We start from the raw sequence: 14,918 nt of genomic DNA, 5'->3' as shown, positions 1-14,918 counted from the left end.
ACTGCCGCATACTGGAGTCAATGACGAAGCCAGCAGTTACCAGACGCGTCCTGCCTTCCAGCCCCTTCAAAGCCCCGGTGGCACCGCCGCTGAAGTCGTTCGACATAGGGAATCGGGTCTCCCACGATGAGCACGGCCTCGGCCGCGTCATCGGTATCGAGGACGAGATCGCCGTCCTCGTGGACTTCGGTTCCTTCCGGGCACGGATCACCAGTCCCTTCTCCAAGATGGCCAAGCTTTGACCCGGCCGGCCGCGCCTGACCAGGGCGCCTCGATGTTCTCCGCACCCGAACCGGCGGTTCCCCGCGCCACGAAGGCCTCGCCGCGCCCCGCGACGAACCCCTTCCAGGTGTCAGGGTCCGCCGGCGGTGGTGAGGGCGGTATGGAGGGGCGCCTTGCGGGGTCCGACGTCGTCGTCGGCCTTGTCGGCGCCGGGCAGGACGGTCCGGCCGAAGGGGGAAACAGCGGGGCCGGGTGAGAACTCGCTGACGGCTTCTTCACGCATGGCGAGGCCCGCGCCGGGACGGCAGCGGGCTTGTCAGCGATCCGGCCGCTCCGGCAGATCCGGCACCACGCTCCTCGGCCGTACGGCCACCGGCGCCCCGTCCGGAATGCCGGCCGGCCTGCGCAGGGCCAGTGCCGCGACAGCGGCGAGGCACGCGGCGGCCACGGCGGCCACCCAGCCGTGCCGGAAGGCGGTGAGGGCGGCGTCAGCGGTGCCGGGCTCGCCGAGCAGGGTGACCATGAGGGCGACGCCGAGTACGGCACCGGTCTGGCGGGCCATCGTCGTGACGGCCGAGCCGGTGGCGAACCGATGCGGCGGAAGTGCGGCGGCCGCCGCCCCGACCAGAGTGGGCAGCGCGAAGCCCACGCCGACGCCGGTGATCAGCATGCCGGGCAGGAACTCGGCCGCGTAGCGCGGGCTCGTGCCCAGCGCACCGGCCCACCACCCCAGGCCCCCGGCGAACAGCAGGCACCCCAGGGCCGCCGTACGTCCAGCGCCCAGCCGTCGTACGACGCCTCCCGAGGCCATCGCGAGCGCGGGCACCACCAGCGGCCCGGGGGCGATGGCGAGTCCCGTACGGATCGCCGAGTAACCCCAGACCTGCTGGCACCACAGCACCGAGGTGAGCAGCATCGCCGCGAAGGCGACGGTGAACAGCAGGGCGGCGAGCGTGGCGACGGCGAAGGCGGGGACGCGCAGCAGGGGCAGTTCGACGATCGGCGCCGGATGCCGGGCCGACCGCAGCCAGAAGGCGGCGCCCAGCAGGACCGCCCCGGCCAGGGAACCGATCACACCGGTTGAGGCCCAGCCCCAGGCGCCGGACTTGACCAGCCCGAGGGCCAGCGCGCCGATCCCGAGCGTGAGCAGTACGGCCCCCGCGAGGTCCGGCAGCGGCCCCTCGCGGTGCGGGCGGGCGTCGGGCAGCAGCCGGGCCCCGGCGATCAGCCCGGCCACGCCCACGGGGACGTTGACCAGGAACACCCACCGCCAGTCCGCCTCCACCAGCAGCCCGCCGGCCACCGGGCCCAGCCCGGCCGCGATGCCGCCGATGGCCGCCCACCCCCGGATGGCCCGCGGACGGCGCTCCGGCGGGGTGTTGACCAGCAGCAGCGCCAGCGAGGTCGGCATCAGTGCGGCTGCCCCGGCCGCCTGCACCACCCGGGCCGCGACCAGCCAGCCGACGTCCGGGGCGGCCGCGCAGAGCGCGGAGGCCGCGGTGAAGACCGCCAGGCCGAGCAGGAAGCCGCGGCGGTGGCCGTACCGATCGGCGAGCCGTCCGGCCACCACCAGCAGGGCCGCGAAGACGATGGCGTAAGCGTTGAGCACCCACGACAGCGAGGCGAGCGAGGCGCCGTCGAAGGAGCGGCCGAGGGCGGGGACGGCCACATTGACGATGAACAGGTCGAGATTCACGACGAAGACGCCGGCCGACACGATCAACGCGGTCGCGGCGGGCCGGCTCCGCGCGAGTGAGTTTGATTTTCCAACGGTGGTCATGGCGGCAAAGTAGCCCGGGTGGGTTTGAGATGGCAACCTTGTCCCATGAACGGTTCCGCACCGGCCGCGCTGCCCGGACGCCCCTGCTCCGCCGCCGCCACCCTCCACGTGATCGGCGAGAAATGGGCGCTCCTCGCCGTCCGCGAGATCTTCTTCGGCAACCACCGCTTCGACGCCATCGCCCGCAACACCGGCGCCCCCCGCGACCGCCTGGCCGCCCGACTGCGCGCCCTTGAGCAGGCCGGGGTCATCGAGCGCCGCCCCTACAACGAGCGCCCGCCGCGCTTCGAGTACCACCTCACGGAGGCCGGCCGCGATCTCGACCCCGTCATCCGCTCCCTGCTCGCCTGGGGCGACAAGTGGCTCATGGCCGAGCCCCCCACCGTCCTGCGCCACCACCCCTCCCACGGCCCCGACCACGAGCTCGACGCCGCCTGGGTCTGCCGCACCTGCGGCGAGGAGGCCACCCCCGGCACCCTCGCCCTCGAGGTCCGCACCCCGGGCTGGGACCGTACGGGCCCGGTGGACGCCGCGTAGGGCCTGGCCGGTCAGTCCTGTTCGGGGAGCCGTACCTCCACCTGGCCCTCGGCCGTGACCCGGCTGACGAAGGTTGGCTGGGGGGCGGTGGCCGGGCCATGGAGGTTCGCACCGTCGGAGAGGCGGAAGAGGCTGCCGTGCCAGGGGCATTCGATGCAGCCGTCGTCGGTGAGCTTGCCCTCGGAGAGGGGGCCGGAGAGGTGGCTGCAGCGGTCGGCGAGGACGTGGACGACGTCGCCGGGTTCGCGGACGACCAGCACGGGGACCTCGTCGACCATGCGGCGGCGGGGCTCGCCGACCGGGAACTCGGCCAGGTCGCCGAGGCGGTGCCAGCCGGGCTCCACCAGCAGCGGCACCGCCTCGGCGTGGTTGACGCCCGCGGCCTGCCGGTAGGCGAGGTGGCCGCCGAGGATGCCGCCGACCGTGGCGACGGTGAGGCCGGCGAAGCCGAGGGCGCGGCCCAGGGCCGGGCGGTCGTTCATCCGGGCGGCCAGCGAACCGGCGTACGCGGCGACAGCCGTGACGTTCGCCGCGGCGTGCACCACGCCCACCCGGGCCTGCCGGGGACGCAACTCCGCCCAGTCCACCCAGCCGGCCAGCGCGGCCGGCCCGGCACCGGCCAGGCCCAGGGCCACCATGCGGCGGGCGGCGCGGCTCTCACCGGGGAGCAGGTCGAGTACGGCGGCCGAGGTCCAGGCCCCGATCGGGACCTGGACGAGCGCCGGGTGCAGCGGATGTCCCAGCCACAGCCCGCGCAGCACGTCGCGGCCCGCGCCCAGTGGCAGCGCCCGTACGACCCGCCGCAGTGAATCGGCCAGGCCGTCGAGTCGGTCCTGGCCCTCAAGAGCTTCCATCGCATGCATTGCCTGCGTAAGCCTCATGCTGAGCGGCTTTCCCTCCCGGCTCCCGGCAAACGGGGTTTCCCCGGCGAAGCCCGGTTGGCCGAGCAGAGGCGTCGTCGTCCAGCCCGGGGCGTCCTCCTCCAGCCCGGCCGGACCGGTGGTGCCCTCGAAGCGGGAGAAGGGCGCGCGCAGGGGGCTGGTGACGGCTCCGACGCCCGCGCTGTGGACGCCCAGCAGGGTGACGAAGCCACCGAGGGGGGCGTTCGGCATCGCCCGCGTACTCCTGCCTGGATCCTGCCGCGGGCGGCAGGCGCAGTTCCCGTACATCGTCACGGTCCGGCAGGGTCCACGTCTTCCGTCCCTCGGTCATCGGACGGCTACCCGAGGGACAGTTCCCGCCCGGCGCCGGCGGGGGCGGGGCACCGGCACGTTGGGACATCAGCTGCCGGTGGCGCCTTCCGCACGCCGGCCGGGCAGCCGGACACGCGGAAGGGCGGCGGACGATCCGCCGCCCTTCCGCGGTTGGCTCCGTCTACCACCGGTACCAACGGGACCTGCCCCCACCGGGGGCCGCGCCGCGCGTGACAAAGCCGATCAGCCAGACAACCAGCACAGCCAGCGCGATCCACCAGAGAATCTTCACCGCGAACCCTGCCCCGAAAAGAATCAGGACAAGAAGCAGCACCAAGAGAAGCGGGACCATATCAGTACCTCCTGCCGATGTGGGTGCCCCGAATTCCCGGCATGACACAGCCCGGGTTTCCGGAACTACCTCCCCGATACGCGGAAAAGCGACGGCGTCGTCCGCGGGCCGACCGTCCCAGGTGCGGTGCCGCCGCCATCCGCGTACGTCCGCCCAGGGAGCGGGTCAGGCCGGGCTCACCGCGTCAGACCGGGGAGATCCGGCCGCGCCAGGCTCCGCTCTCGCTGCCGCGATCCTCGATGTACTCCTTGAAGCGCCGCAGATCGCCCTTGGCCCGGCGGTCGATGATGCCGACCATGTCGGCGGCCTTCTCCGCCAGGCCCGACGGCTCGACGTCCATGGCCAGGTTGACCCGCGTGTGGGTCTCGTCGAGCCGCTGGAAGGTCACGACGCCCTTCTGCCTCACGTCGCCGGTTACGGTGCGCCATGCGACCCGCTCGTCCGGGAGCTGATCGATGATTTCCGTGTCGAACTCCCGGCGCGCGCCCGCGACACTCGTGACCCAGTGGTTGTGGCGGTCGTCGAGCTGGGTGACCTGCTCCACGCCCTCCATGAAATGCGGGAATTCCTCGAATTGCGTCCACTGGTTGTAGGCGGTGTGGACCGGGACCTCGACGTCCACGGATTCCGCGACCGTGCTCATCGGATGTCTCCTTTCGGGAGATCGGTGCGATGAGCGGGTTTCCGCTCGGCGGAGGATTGAAACTCCCGTTCTTCGGGGCAGGCGAGCCATATGACCGCGAGCGTCGCCGCCACCACCGACATCCCGCTGCCGGAGCCCCGGGGGACGCTGTCCGCCGCCGTACGGGAGGCGCTCGGCCATCGCAGGCCCGGCGAACCGCTGCCCGAGGTCCGCGTCGATGACGCCGATCCGTACGGCGAGGATCTGCAACTCGCCCTCTACACCTGCTACGAGCTGCACTACCGCGGCTTCGCCGGCGTGGACTCCGGCTGGGAGTGGGACGGGGCCCTGCTGACGCTGCGCGGGGCCATGGAGGGCGTGTTCGAGCGGGCGCTGCGGGCGGACGTGGCGGGCGGCACCGGCCGGGACGACCTCGACGCCGAACTGGACGCGCTGCTCACCGAGCCGCGCGAGGCGGGCGGGGTCGCCGCGTACCTGCGGCGCGAGGGCGGCGTCGGGCAGCTGCGCGAGTACTTCGTGCACCGCTCCCTCTACCAGCTCAAGGAGGCGGACCCGCAGGCCTGGGTGATCCCGCGTCTGGAAGGGCAGGCCAAGGCCTCACTGGTCGCGGTGGAGTACGACGAGTTCGGTGCCGGGCGCGGCGAGCGCGTCCACGCCCGGCTGTTCGCCGACCTGATGGCGGACGCCGGCCTCGACCCCTCGTACGGCCGCTACCTGGACGCCGTCCCCGCCGCCACCCTCGCCACCGTCAACCTGATGTCCCACCTCGGGCTCCACCGCGCCCTGCGCGGCGCCCTGGTGGGGCACTTCGCGGCCGGCGAGATCAGCACCGCCCCCGCCGCCCGCCGCATGGTCGACGCCATCGACCGGCTGGGCGCGGGCCCGGCCTGCCGCCACTTCTACAGCGAGCACATCGAGGCCGACGCCGTCCATGAGCAGGTCATGCGCCGCGACGTCATCGGCGGCCTCCTGGCCACCGAGCCCGGCCTGACCGCCGACGTGGTCTTCGGCATCCAGGCCACCGGCCTCCTCGACGACCGCCTGGAGCACTATCTGCTCGACGCCTGGCAGGCGGGCCGCAGCTCCCTGCGGGGCTAGCGGCTATCGCCTAGCGGCGCGGCCGGTGGCTGCGGCGGTGGCTGGTGTCGCACCACGGGTAGGCGCCGCTGCGGTGGCAGGTGCAGAGGGCGACGACGAAGCGGTCGGAGGTGACAGTACGGCCGTCGTCGAGGGCGACCTCGACCGGGCCCTCGATCAGGATCGGGCCCTGGGGGACCACGACGACCCGGCGCGGTCGGTCGGTCCGCAGGTCGGTGGGCCGGTCAGGGGGCCAGTCAGGGGTGGCGGGGTTTGTCGGCACGGATCACCACCAGTTCCTCGGTGTTCTGGCCGGGGGCGAGCAGACCGCGCTCCCGGAGGCGGTCGGCGCGCGAGCGCATCACCGGCCCGAAGGGGACGGTCGCCCGGTCGATGACGGCGGCCTTGAGCCCCGCGCCGCGCAGCAGGGCGAGGGTCCACTCAGTGCCGCTCAGGACGGACTGCACCAGCAGCAGCGTGCCGCCGGGCGCCAGGCGGGGCGGGGCCGCCGCGCACAGGCGGTCGAGCAGCGCCCGGCCGTCGGGACCGGCGTCCCAGGCCAAGTCGCGCCCGCCGTGCGGCAGGCGGGGGCGGTGGGGGGCGGCCACATAGGGCGGATTGGCCACGACGACGTCGAATTCCTCGCCCGCCACCGGATCCGTCAGGTCCCCGCGCAGCACCCGCACCGGCGCCCGCCGCAGCGCGGCATTGCACCGGGCCGCCAGCACCGCCCACGGCGACAGATCCACGGCAGTGACCTGCCCCGCCCCGGCGCGTACGGCCGCCAGGGCCAGCGCCCCGGTGCCGGTGAACAGATCCAGCACCCGGGAGCCGGGCCGTATCGCCGCTGTCCGCAGAGCGCGGGCGAGAAGCCACGTATCGCTCTGGGGCGGGTAGACGTTCGGTGGTCGCAGTAGTGGCACAGGCCACGGGTACCTCGAAGAAACCATCTCAAACCAGCGGAAATCGCCTGACTCGGGGTAGGAGTGAGCCATGGCCGACACCGCACTCGTCATCATCGACATGATCAACCTCTACGAGCACGAGGACGCCGACCTGCTGCTCCCCTCGGGGGTCGAGGTCATCTACGTCAACGACAACTACGGCCGTTGGTGCTCCCGTCACGAGGAACTGCTCAAGACCGCGCTGAACGGCCCGCACGGCGACCTCGTGGAGCCGACCCGGCCCGACGAGAACTCGCTCTTGTGGTGAAGGCACGGCACTCGATCTTCTTCCAGACCCCGCTGGAGTGCCTCCTCGGCACGCACGGCGTCGACCATCTCGTCCTGACCGCCGACGCGGTCAAGATCCAGAACCCGGGCGCGGATATCCCGGTAGGTGCCGGGTAGCCGCTCCGGTGACCGCAGAGGGGGGCCGTAAGAGAAGCGAGCGGACATGACGACCTTCGGATACACCATGATGACCGAACAGGCAGGCCCGCGAGAGCTGGTGGACCACGTCGTCCGCGCCGAGGCCGCCGGGTTCGACTTCTCCGTCACCTCGGACCACTACTTTCCATGGCTGGACACGCAGGGGCACTCCCCGTACGCGTGGAGCGTCCTCGGCGCCGCCGCGCAGGCGACCTCCCGCATCCCGCTGATGACGTACGTGACCTGCCCGACGTTCCGCTACCACCCCGCCGTGGTCGCCCAGAAGGCCGCGACGGTCCAGTTGCTGTCCGAAGGCCGCTTCCGCCTCGGCCTGGGGGCGGGGGAGAACCTCAACGAGCATGTCGTCGGCGGCGGCTGGCCGTCGGCGGACGTGCGGCACGAGATGCTCGCCGAGGCCGTGGAGATCATCCGGGCGCTGTTCGGCGGCGGCTACGTCAACCACCGGGGCACCCACTTCGACGTCGAGTCCGCCAAGCTCTGGGACGTCCCCGACCCGGTGCCGCCCATCGGCATCGCGGTGTCCGGGCCGCAGTCCTGCAAGCTCGCGGGTGAGCTGGCCGACCTGGTGATCGCGACGGAGCCGGAGCGCTCGCTGGTGACCGCCTTCGACGAGAACGGAGGCGCCGGCAAACCCCGCGTCGGGCAGCTGCCGGTCTCGTACGACCCCGACCGCGACACGGCCGTGAAGCGGGCGCACGATCAGTTCCGCTGGTTCGGCGGCAGCTGGAAGGTCAACTCCGAGCTGCCCGGCCCGAAGAGCTTCGCGTCGGCGACCGAGTTCGTCCGGCAGGAGGACCTCGCGCAGTCCATCCCGTGCGGTGACGACGTCGAGGCGTTCGTCGAGGCCGTACGGCCGTTCGTCGAAGCGGGCTTCACCGAGGTCGCCCTCGTCCAGATCGGTGGCGACACCCAACGGGACTTCCTGCAGTGGGCGCAGAAGCGGCTGCTGCCCGCGCTGCGCGAGCTGTGAGGGCCCGTCAGCCCTCCTCGTTCACCTCTTTCACGTCCTGCCGCTGTCCCTGCCGCTGCTCCCCAGCTGCTCCTCCCGCTGCCTCAGCCGCTCCCGCTGCGGCACCACGGTGTACTTCGGGTCCCGCGCCGAGGCGAGCCCGGCCTCGAAGACCCCGAAGCGCGTGCACGCCGAGGCCGCCAGCAGCGCGGCCCCGCTGATCCCGGCGGCCAGACGGCTGCGGCCGCCGAGTACGACCGCGCCCGCCGCGCCGACGGCGGACAGCACCCCGGCGGCGCGCATCAGCCGCCCGCCCCGGCCCTGCGCATACGGTTCCGCGACCATTCCGAGGCGGCGCTCCATGCCCTTGGCGGCGATCTGCTCCGCCACGACGGCGGCCACGGCCAGTCGGCGCGCCGGGCCGGTCTCGCGGGGCGGCGCGGCGAGCAGCGCCATGCCGGACGCGGCGGCCGGCGCCGAACCGACGAAGACGAACGGCAGCTCGCGGTGGGCGTCGTGCCACGCCGGGACGGCGGTGTTGGCGGCGAGGACCGCCGTGTACGAGGCCACGGCCGGGCCCAGCAGCGCCGCCCCGGCCGTCGCCGTGGCACCCAGCCGGGGCAGCCGGCCGGTGAGCTCCAGGAAGGCGGCGGCACCGGCCGCGGGCCCGTACACGGACAGCAGCCAGGAACCGACGCTCATCGGCGAGGTCGGCTTGATCACCCGCAGCATGTTGGCGAACCGGTCGGGCCGCCCCAGGTCGTGCACCAGCGCGGCGGCCGACCCGGTGGCCACGGCGGCCCCCGCGGCCGGCGCCCTGCCCCGGATCGGGCGCAGGCCGTACGGCCTGGTCGGCCGGTGATGCGGGCCACCACCGCTCCGCCACCAACACCCGGCACTCCTTCACCGCGACGCCCCGACTCTTCGTCCTGCGCCTGCCCCGGGCGGGGCCGGTGACGCCTGCACGGGGGGTGACCGCCGTCTGCGGCCGCCGCGGCCGGCCGCTACCTGAAGGCGTAGGGGCGCTCGTTGCGGGCGGCGTGCAGAACGGAGGCCCACCACAGGAGTTGGTCGAGCAGCACCTTTGCCGCGCCTTCGGGAGCCTCCGGCTCCCTGAGGCGGCCGTCGGCGTCGAAGAGGAGGTAGTAGCGGGGGAAGGTGACGAGGTCGCGGACGGTGACGGCGTGGAGTTCGCAGAAGACCTGGCGGAGTTGCTCGATGGCCAGGAGGGCGCCGCTGCCGCCGCTGTAGCCGACGAAGCCGACGGGCTTGGCCCGCCACTCGTTGTAGTGCCAGTCGATGGCGGCCTTGAGGGAGGCGGGGAAGCTGCGGTTGTACTCGGGGGTGACCACGACGAACGCGTCGGCCGCGTCGAGCCGCCGGGTCAGGTCGGCCATGGAGTCCGGGCGGGGGAGGTCGGGGGTCAGGGCGGGGGACTCGGGCGGCATGGGGAGGGGGAGGGGCGTGTCGGCGAGGTCGATGAGGTCGAGGTCGAAGTGGCCGTGCAGTTCGGCCTGCTCGCGGAACCAGTGGGCGACGACCGGGCCGAAGCGCCCCTCCCGGACACTGCCGATGATCACTGCGAGCCTGAGGTCGGTGTGGGTCATGGCGACCAATCTGCGGGGTGTGGCGCGGACCAGGGAGGCCGGGCTGAGACTGGTAGTGGCAGAGCCACCATGCGCGTCGGCGCGGCCGGTACATTCGTCAGGGTGAGCGACAACGAGCTGGGCAGATTCCTGCGGCTCTGCCGCGCGGCCGTCACCCCCGCCGAGGTGGGGTTCCCCAGCGGGACCCGGCGTCGTACGCCGGGGCTGCGCAGGGCCGAGCTGGCCACGCTCGCCGGGGTGAGTGTCGAGTACGTCACCCGGCTTGAGCAGGGACGGGACCGCAGGCCGTCGTCGCAGGTGCTGGTCGCGCTCGCGGGCGCGCTGCGGTTGTCGGCCGAGGAGCGCGTCCACCTGCACCGGCTGACCAAGCCGACCGACGGCAGCTCCGTCTGCCTGGGCACCTCGGCGCCGGCCCGCGCGGTGCGCCCGACCGTGCGGGCGCTGCTGGACCGCCTTGAACCGACGCCCGCCGTGCTGCTGAACCGGCTGAGCGAGGTGCTGGCGTACACCGACGGCTACGAGCGGCTGGCAGGGCCCGTCGGCATGCTGGACGGCCACCCGCCCAATCTGGCCCGCTTCGTCTTCACCGACGCCCGGGCCCGTACCGTCTATCCGGAGTGGGACCGCGTCGCCGACGAACAGGTGGCGGGCCTGAAGCGCGAGCCCTTTCGCGCGGATCCCCATATCGCCATGCTCACCGACGAGTTGACGGTCGTCGCCGGTCTGCCCTTCACCGAGCGGCTCGAGACACTGCCGGGCATCCCGAAGCGTTCGGGCGTCGAGCGCCTGGTCCACCCCGAGGCGGGTGAACTGCGGTTGGCGTTCGAGATCCTGGCGCTGCCGGACGGCGACGACCAGCGCCTGCTCGTCCACCTCCCGGCCGACGAGGCCACCTCGGCCGCGCTCGACCGCCTCAACGGCCGCCGCCCAGGGGCACTTCGCGCGGTGAACGACTGACGGAGCCGTTCCCCGGGCGGGGATTCCGGTGATGCCCTCATGCGATTCCTCTATTGACCGGCCCGGTCCATTCGTTGAGCCGTCAGTGGCGCGGGAATACGATCGGTTCCGGGGAATTCGGGCGGGGATAACCAGGGGGGTTATGTCAATGGACCGGTGCGTTTCACGCGCAGGCGATACCGACGACGACACGGGGTGGGGCGTCATGCCCAGCCTTGTGCCGTGATCCGCTCGTCCCGGACCACTCGCACGGCGGCGGAAACAAGCGCGTTGAGGGCGGCGTTGGAGCCGCTGTCGCGCCTGCGTACGAGCTGGGTGAACGCGGCGAAGGGGGGCGTCCAGTCGATACGGGACAGCCGGCCGCCGGCCAGTTCGCGGGCGACGGCGATCCGGGGCAGCAGGGCCATGCCCATGCCCATGGCGACGCTCTGCTTGGCGGCGTCGACCGAGTCGAGCTCGAAGATCCGGGGCCCGGAGGCGGCCGTGTCGAGGCCGATGGCCTGCTCGAACTGCCGGTGGTACCTGGCACGGTCGGCCCGGATCAGGGTGGAGCCGCGCAGTTCGGCGTCGGTGGGACGGTCGCGGCCGGCGAGGGGATGGCCCGGGCCGGCGACGAGCACCAGCGGTTCGGGGCACAGCACCTGGGTGTCCAGGTGCTCGGCGTCGCCTCCGGCCGAGTCCACGAAGAAGGCGCAGTCCAGCCGGCCGTCACGGACGCCGGCCGGCGGATCTCCGCAGGCTGACGCGTGCATGGAGATCTGGACCTTGGGATAGCGCCGGAAGAGGTACTCGATGACCGGCAGCAGCCGGTAGTTGGTCAGGCTCTCCACCGTGCCGACGTCGACCCGGCCGTGCGGCTGCCCCTCCGAGGTGACCGACTGGCGGGCGCGCTCGGTCAGCGCGACGATCTCCCGGGCGTACGGCAGCAGTTCGGCGCCGGCGGCGGTCGGCTTGATGCCGGTGGGCAGCCGTTCGAGCAGCGTGGTGCCAAGGCCCTGCTCCAGGGACTTGATCCGGGTGGTGACGGCCGGCTGGGACAGACTCAGCCGGGCGGCGGCCCGGGTAAAGCTCCCTACGTCGACGACGGTGATGAAGGCGTCGAGCTGAGGTGCGTCCATGACGTCAACTCCCCCTGGCCCGGTCGGTACCGCCCCGGGTCTCCGATGAACCTTCGGTCAGTAAACAAACCGATCGGTAGGTTTGTCAATGGAGTCGGCGGGGTCGTCCGCCGTCCTTCCGTGGGGACCGCCAGACCTCGTACGACCTGCATGAACGCGCGCGGACAGCGCAACGCCGGGTGGACCGCGAAACCGCGGCCCACCCGGCGTATCCGTCCTCAAGCGCTGACGCGCACCGCCACATGCTCGCCGTACCAGGGCAGCGAGCCGGCCATCCGGGCGGCGAATCCCGGCCCGGGATCGAGCTCCAGGGCCCGCCAGACACCGTCGCTGTCGTACCAGTGGTCCCCGGTGAGCAGCGCATGTTGATGAGCCGTCAACTCGGGCAGCGCACCCGCGGCCAGCGCCCGGTGGTCGGCGTACGTCACATCACCGCGCGGCTCCGCCATCCCCAGGACGCCCCACACCGCCTCGACCAGGTCGCGCAGTGGCACCGGCGCCGGGTGGGCGGCGTGCCACACGGAACCGGGGGTGGGCGGCCGGTCGGTGAGCGCGAAGGCCGCCATGATGCGGGCGAGGTCCTGGACCGCGATCAGCGAGGAGCGCGCCCGGCCGCCGTCCGGCCAGAAGGGCACGGCGGTCAGCAGCCGGACGAGGGCCGGCACGAACCAGCGGTCACCCGGCCCGAAGACCAGGTGTGGCCGGAACACCACGCCGCCCCGGTCGTGCACCGCCCCTTCGGCGAGCAGCCGCGAGGTGCTGGCCGCGGACGCCGGTGCCGGGGTCAACTCGGCCTCCCCGGCGCCCCGGTGGGGGCCGTGGCCGTAGACGGACGCGGTGCTCACGTAGCCGATCCTGCGGACTCCGGCCCGCTCCGCCTCGTCCAGCAGGGCGGCGGTGCCGGTGGCGTTGACGGCCGTGCACCGTTCCGGATCCCGCCCCACGTAACTGGACAGGTGCAGCAGCACCCCCACCCCCGCGCAACAGCCGCGCAACGTCCGCGGATCCTCGAGGTCCCCCGCCACCCCCTCGACCCCGGCGGCAGCCATCCACGGCGGGAGCGGACGGCGCGACAGCACCCTTACGTCCCCGGGCCCGGCCGTCCGCAGCAGCTCGCGTACGACGGCGCTGCCGACGAAGCCGGTGCCGCCGCAGACCAGAGTCGTCACGGGGCCGCCACGACGGTGACGGCGGCGGTGGCGACCGTGGCGCCGTCCTGCGCGAAGTGGACGTTCACCACCTGCCGTCCGTCCGGCCCGGGGGTCGCGGCCTCGGCGGAGACCAGGCAGGGAGTGGCGAACTCGATGAACTTGCCGTAGGTGATGGCACATTCGACGGCCAGCCCGTCCGGACTGCCCAGGGTGGCCAGCGCCGCCTGCCTGGCGCCCTCCATCACCACCATTCCCGGGACATGGTCGACGGGGTGGTCGAACAATACCGGGTGGCCGGGATCGGCCCGCAACGTCCAGACCCGTTCCACGGCGGTGGTGCCGAGTACGACATCGGTCTCGTACCGCCGTCCGACGGTCTCGGGGGCCACCGGCGGCGCGGCCGAGCGCTCGGCTCGGGCGTCCACCCGGTCCCCCCGCAGTCTTCGGTACGTGGCGGCGGGTACGCAGGTCAGCGACATGTGGCCGCGTCCGATGCGCTGCCCGTCGCGGTGGCACTCGACGTCCACATCGAAGCCGCCGACCAGGCGGCCGCGGCGTTTGATGTCCCGTATCCGCGCCGTCATGAGGACTTCGGCCGGCCGGTCCGCGAGGAGTATCCCGTCCGCGTCGGCCGCGTACGAGGTGGTGTGCGAGAAGAAGCAGTGCCCGAGAGGGATGTGGAGCCCCTCGTGGGAGACGAGCAGCACCGCCTGGCGGATGGACTCCCCGAGCAGCACCGGATCGTGCCAGCGTTGGGCGACGGCACGGTAGTAACTGTGCCCGCGTGGCCATTGGGCGCCCACCCGGAAGGAGTCCTGGCCGTCGTCGCGGATGCCGGTGAGCAGCACCTCGGAAACTGCGGCGCGGTGAACCAGGGTGCGGGGTACGGTCTGCAGGAAGAGCTCGGGTTCAGCAGCCGGTGAGGGCTGCGGAGTCGCGCGGTCGGCGACGGCGAGTGCACACATCTTGGGCCTCCTGTGCGGATCCTGGAACAGGACAGGTCGAGTTTCATGGCTCGTGGCTCGGCGGTGCTGTCGAGAACCATACTTGGTGGTTGGTTTTTTGTCTGCCGGTGCGGGAGACTGAATGCGGCCGCGTGCGGGAAGATCGGATTCCGTATAGGCGCGGCGCAGCACGGCACGAAGGAGGCTGGGATCTTGGCCAGGCAAGAACGCGCGGAAGTCACCCGCAACGCCATTCTCGACGGGGCCGCCCGGGCGTTCGACGCCACGGGATTTCCCGCGACGAGCCTGAGCGACATCGTGAAGGAAGCCGGCGTGACCAAGGGGGCGCTGTACTTCCACTTCGCCTCGAAGGAAGCGCTGGCGCGTGCCATCGTCGACGAGCAGTTCACCGTCTGGGAGCCCTTCAAGGGCGTCGAACGGCCCGGCGTCCAGACGGTGATCGACCTGCTGCACCAGATGTCGGACAGTCTCCGCGAGGACGTCCGGGTGCGGGCCGGGATTCGGCTGGTGATCGAGCAGGGTACGTTCCAGGATCCCGATCCGACGCCCTACCGGACGTGGATCGAGGCCATCCGGGACTGTCTGGCGCAGGCTCAGGGCCGGGGTGACGTCCGCTCCGAGGTCGACGCCGCCGCGGCCGCCCGTTTCATCGTGGGCTGTTGGACCGGGCTGCAGCTCAGCTCCCAGGTGCTCAGCGGCCGCGAGGACCTGCGGCAGGCCACCACCGACATGTGGCGGCTGCTGTTGCCCGGCCTGGTCCCGCCGCGTCGCCTGGCCCGGTTCCGTCCCGAGGGCAGCGCGGACTTCGCGGGTTAGGGCCTGTCTTGTGGATCTCCGTGGGAGAAGGAGCGGGGTCTGGCGCCTGTGATCGCAAGGCGGTGGGGGCACCCCCAGCCGCCAGGGCTGGGGGAGAAGGAAGCGACGCGGTGGGGGCACCTCCCAGCCGCCAGGCTGGGGGACGTCGTTGACTGACGAC

At 72.6% G+C, this 14,918-nt stretch carries 17 protein-coding genes and 2 pseudogenes; 7 read left to right on the top strand and 12 right to left on the bottom strand.

Annotated features, from left to right (window positions below):
• The first annotated feature begins 20 nt into the window (after positions 1–20).
• Positions 21–242: a hypothetical protein gene (locus tag ACFXJ5_RS12810; RefSeq protein ID WP_384630379.1), complete on the top strand. Its 222-nt coding sequence runs from the start codon at positions 21–23 to the stop codon at positions 240–242.
• A 110-nt stretch (positions 243–352) separates the two neighbouring features.
• Here ACFXJ5_RS12810 and ACFXJ5_RS12805 read toward each other — a convergent pair whose 3' ends face one another.
• Positions 353–505 (bottom strand): hypothetical protein, encoded by a 153-nt coding sequence (locus ACFXJ5_RS12805; RefSeq protein WP_384630378.1) that lies wholly within the window; start codon positions 503–505, stop codon positions 353–355.
• 33 nt (positions 506–538) lie between these two features.
• Positions 539–2,002 carry an MFS transporter gene (locus ACFXJ5_RS12800; RefSeq protein ID WP_384630377.1) on the bottom strand — a complete coding sequence of 488 codons (1,464 nt, stop codon included), beginning with the start codon at positions 2,000–2,002 and terminating at the stop codon, positions 539–541.
• A 45-nt stretch (positions 2,003–2,047) separates the two neighbouring features.
• Here ACFXJ5_RS12800 and ACFXJ5_RS12795 point away from each other — a divergent pair, with 45 nt between their 5' ends.
• Positions 2,048–2,539 (top strand): winged helix-turn-helix transcriptional regulator, encoded by a 492-nt coding sequence (locus tag ACFXJ5_RS12795; protein ID WP_384630376.1) that lies wholly within the window; start codon positions 2,048–2,050, stop codon positions 2,537–2,539.
• Between the two features lie 11 nt (positions 2,540–2,550).
• On the opposite strand, the gene ACFXJ5_RS12790 is transcribed toward ACFXJ5_RS12795, so the two are convergent.
• The 3 genes from ACFXJ5_RS12790 to ACFXJ5_RS12780 form a co-directional block, all read right to left on the bottom strand.
• Complete coding sequence (locus tag ACFXJ5_RS12790; RefSeq protein WP_384630375.1) at positions 2,551–3,651, bottom strand: Rieske 2Fe-2S domain-containing protein; 1,101 nt, start codon at positions 3,649–3,651, stop codon at positions 2,551–2,553.
• Positions 3,652–3,913: 262 nt separating this feature from the next.
• Entirely contained in the window at positions 3,914–4,084 is a 171-nt protein-coding gene (locus ACFXJ5_RS12785) for a hydrophobic protein (RefSeq protein WP_384630374.1), read from the bottom strand.
• A gap of 184 nt (positions 4,085–4,268) precedes the next feature.
• Positions 4,269–4,727, bottom strand: coding sequence for an SRPBCC family protein (locus ACFXJ5_RS12780; RefSeq protein WP_384630373.1), 459 nt, complete (start codon positions 4,725–4,727; stop codon positions 4,269–4,271).
• 90 nt (positions 4,728–4,817) lie between these two features.
• Here ACFXJ5_RS12780 and ACFXJ5_RS12775 point away from each other — a divergent pair, with 90 nt between their 5' ends.
• The gene (locus ACFXJ5_RS12775; protein WP_384630372.1) at positions 4,818–5,825 is read left to right on the top strand and encodes an iron-containing redox enzyme family protein; all 1,008 of its coding nucleotides are present in this window, start codon (positions 4,818–4,820) and stop codon (positions 5,823–5,825) included.
• A gap of 10 nt (positions 5,826–5,835) precedes the next feature.
• Here ACFXJ5_RS12775 and ACFXJ5_RS12770 read toward each other — a convergent pair whose 3' ends face one another.
• On the bottom strand, positions 5,836–6,087 hold the full coding sequence (locus tag ACFXJ5_RS12770) for a CDGSH iron-sulfur domain-containing protein (protein ID WP_384630371.1): 252 nt from the start codon (positions 6,085–6,087) through the stop codon (positions 5,836–5,838).
• Positions 6,062–6,754 carry a HemK2/MTQ2 family protein methyltransferase gene (locus ACFXJ5_RS12765; RefSeq protein ID WP_384630370.1) on the bottom strand — a complete coding sequence of 231 codons (693 nt, stop codon included), beginning with the start codon at positions 6,752–6,754 and terminating at the stop codon, positions 6,062–6,064. Before ACFXJ5_RS12765 ends, ACFXJ5_RS12770 begins: the two co-directional genes overlap by 26 nt.
• A gap of 43 nt (positions 6,755–6,797) precedes the next feature.
• Between ACFXJ5_RS12765 and ACFXJ5_RS12760 the strand changes: the two are divergent.
• Together ACFXJ5_RS12760 and ACFXJ5_RS12755 are read left to right on the top strand one after the other, a co-directional pair.
• Positions 6,798–7,093, top strand: a pseudogene (locus tag ACFXJ5_RS12760) (cysteine hydrolase family protein); the annotation flags it as partial.
• Positions 7,094–7,199: 106 nt separating this feature from the next.
• Positions 7,200–8,165: an LLM class F420-dependent oxidoreductase gene (locus ACFXJ5_RS12755; protein WP_384630369.1), complete on the top strand. Its 966-nt coding sequence runs from the start codon at positions 7,200–7,202 to the stop codon at positions 8,163–8,165.
• Between the two features lie 30 nt (positions 8,166–8,195).
• Here the strand turns inward: ACFXJ5_RS12755 and nrfD are convergent.
• Positions 8,196–8,978, bottom strand: a pseudogene (gene nrfD / locus ACFXJ5_RS12750) (NrfD/PsrC family molybdoenzyme membrane anchor subunit); the annotation flags it as partial.
• Positions 8,979–9,148: 170 nt separating this feature from the next.
• Positions 9,149–9,751 carry an NADPH-dependent FMN reductase gene (locus ACFXJ5_RS12745; RefSeq protein WP_384630368.1) on the bottom strand — a complete coding sequence of 201 codons (603 nt, stop codon included), beginning with the start codon at positions 9,749–9,751 and terminating at the stop codon, positions 9,149–9,151.
• A gap of 102 nt (positions 9,752–9,853) precedes the next feature.
• Between ACFXJ5_RS12745 and ACFXJ5_RS12740 the strand changes: the two genes are divergently transcribed.
• On the top strand, positions 9,854–10,708 hold the full coding sequence (locus ACFXJ5_RS12740) for a helix-turn-helix domain-containing protein (RefSeq protein ID WP_384630367.1): 855 nt from the start codon (positions 9,854–9,856) through the stop codon (positions 10,706–10,708).
• Between the two features lie 203 nt (positions 10,709–10,911).
• Here ACFXJ5_RS12740 and ACFXJ5_RS12735 read toward each other — a convergent pair whose 3' ends face one another.
• From ACFXJ5_RS12735 to ACFXJ5_RS12725, 3 genes are all read right to left on the bottom strand, one after another.
• A complete protein-coding gene (locus ACFXJ5_RS12735) occupies positions 10,912–11,826 on the bottom strand; it encodes a LysR family transcriptional regulator (RefSeq protein ID WP_384630366.1) in 915 nt (304 codons plus the stop codon).
• A gap of 218 nt (positions 11,827–12,044) precedes the next feature.
• The gene (locus ACFXJ5_RS12730) at positions 12,045–12,995 is read right to left on the bottom strand and encodes an NAD-dependent epimerase/dehydratase family protein (RefSeq protein WP_384630365.1); all 951 of its coding nucleotides are present in this window, start codon (positions 12,993–12,995) and stop codon (positions 12,045–12,047) included.
• Positions 12,992–13,942, bottom strand: coding sequence for a ScbA/BarX family gamma-butyrolactone biosynthesis protein (locus ACFXJ5_RS12725; protein ID WP_384630364.1), 951 nt, complete (start codon positions 13,940–13,942; stop codon positions 12,992–12,994). The genes ACFXJ5_RS12730 and ACFXJ5_RS12725 overlap by 4 nt, the downstream gene beginning before the upstream one ends.
• Before the next feature lie 192 nt (positions 13,943–14,134).
• Between ACFXJ5_RS12725 and ACFXJ5_RS12720 the strand changes: the two genes are divergently transcribed.
• Positions 14,135–14,758 carry a ScbR family autoregulator-binding transcription factor gene (locus ACFXJ5_RS12720; protein ID WP_384630363.1) on the top strand — a complete coding sequence of 208 codons (624 nt, stop codon included), beginning with the start codon at positions 14,135–14,137 and terminating at the stop codon, positions 14,756–14,758.
• Positions 14,759–14,918 lie beyond the last annotated feature (160 nt).

Origin of the sequence: Streptomyces sp. NPDC059373, from assembly GCF_042751495.1 — a bacterium.
GTDB lineage: Bacteria > Actinomycetota > Actinomycetes > Streptomycetales > Streptomycetaceae > Actinacidiphila.
The sequence above is the reverse complement of the archived record's forward strand: the minus strand, read 5'-3'. Positions and strand labels throughout refer to the sequence as shown.

Excerpts from the sequence above, each read along its gene's own strand:
- ACFXJ5_RS12810 (WP_384630379.1), top strand. The coding sequence starts at position 21 with ATGACGAAGCCAGCAGTTACCAGACGCGTCCTGCCTTCCAGCCCCTTC.
- ACFXJ5_RS12805 (WP_384630378.1), bottom strand. The coding sequence starts at position 505 with ATGCGTGAAGAAGCCGTCAGCGAGTTCTCACCCGGCCCCGCTGTTTCC.
- ACFXJ5_RS12800 (WP_384630377.1), bottom strand. The coding sequence starts at position 2,002 with ATGACCACCGTTGGAAAATCAAACTCACTCGCGCGGAGCCGGCCCGCC.
- ACFXJ5_RS12795 (WP_384630376.1), top strand. The coding sequence starts at position 2,048 with ATGAACGGTTCCGCACCGGCCGCGCTGCCCGGACGCCCCTGCTCCGCC.
- ACFXJ5_RS12790 (WP_384630375.1), bottom strand. The coding sequence starts at position 3,651 with ATGCCGAACGCCCCCCTCGGTGGCTTCGTCACCCTGCTGGGCGTCCAC.
- ACFXJ5_RS12785 (WP_384630374.1), bottom strand. The coding sequence starts at position 4,084 with ATGGTCCCGCTTCTCTTGGTGCTGCTTCTTGTCCTGATTCTTTTCGGG.
- ACFXJ5_RS12780 (WP_384630373.1), bottom strand. The coding sequence starts at position 4,727 with ATGAGCACGGTCGCGGAATCCGTGGACGTCGAGGTCCCGGTCCACACC.
- ACFXJ5_RS12775 (WP_384630372.1), top strand. The coding sequence starts at position 4,818 with ATGACCGCGAGCGTCGCCGCCACCACCGACATCCCGCTGCCGGAGCCC.
- ACFXJ5_RS12765 (WP_384630370.1), bottom strand. The coding sequence starts at position 6,754 with ATGGTTTCTTCGAGGTACCCGTGGCCTGTGCCACTACTGCGACCACCG.
- ACFXJ5_RS12755 (WP_384630369.1), top strand. The coding sequence starts at position 7,200 with ATGACGACCTTCGGATACACCATGATGACCGAACAGGCAGGCCCGCGA.
- ACFXJ5_RS12745 (WP_384630368.1), bottom strand. The coding sequence starts at position 9,751 with ATGACCCACACCGACCTCAGGCTCGCAGTGATCATCGGCAGTGTCCGG.
- ACFXJ5_RS12735 (WP_384630366.1), bottom strand. The coding sequence starts at position 11,826 with ATGGACGCACCTCAGCTCGACGCCTTCATCACCGTCGTCGACGTAGGG.
- ACFXJ5_RS12725 (WP_384630364.1), bottom strand. The coding sequence starts at position 13,942 with ATGTGTGCACTCGCCGTCGCCGACCGCGCGACTCCGCAGCCCTCACCG.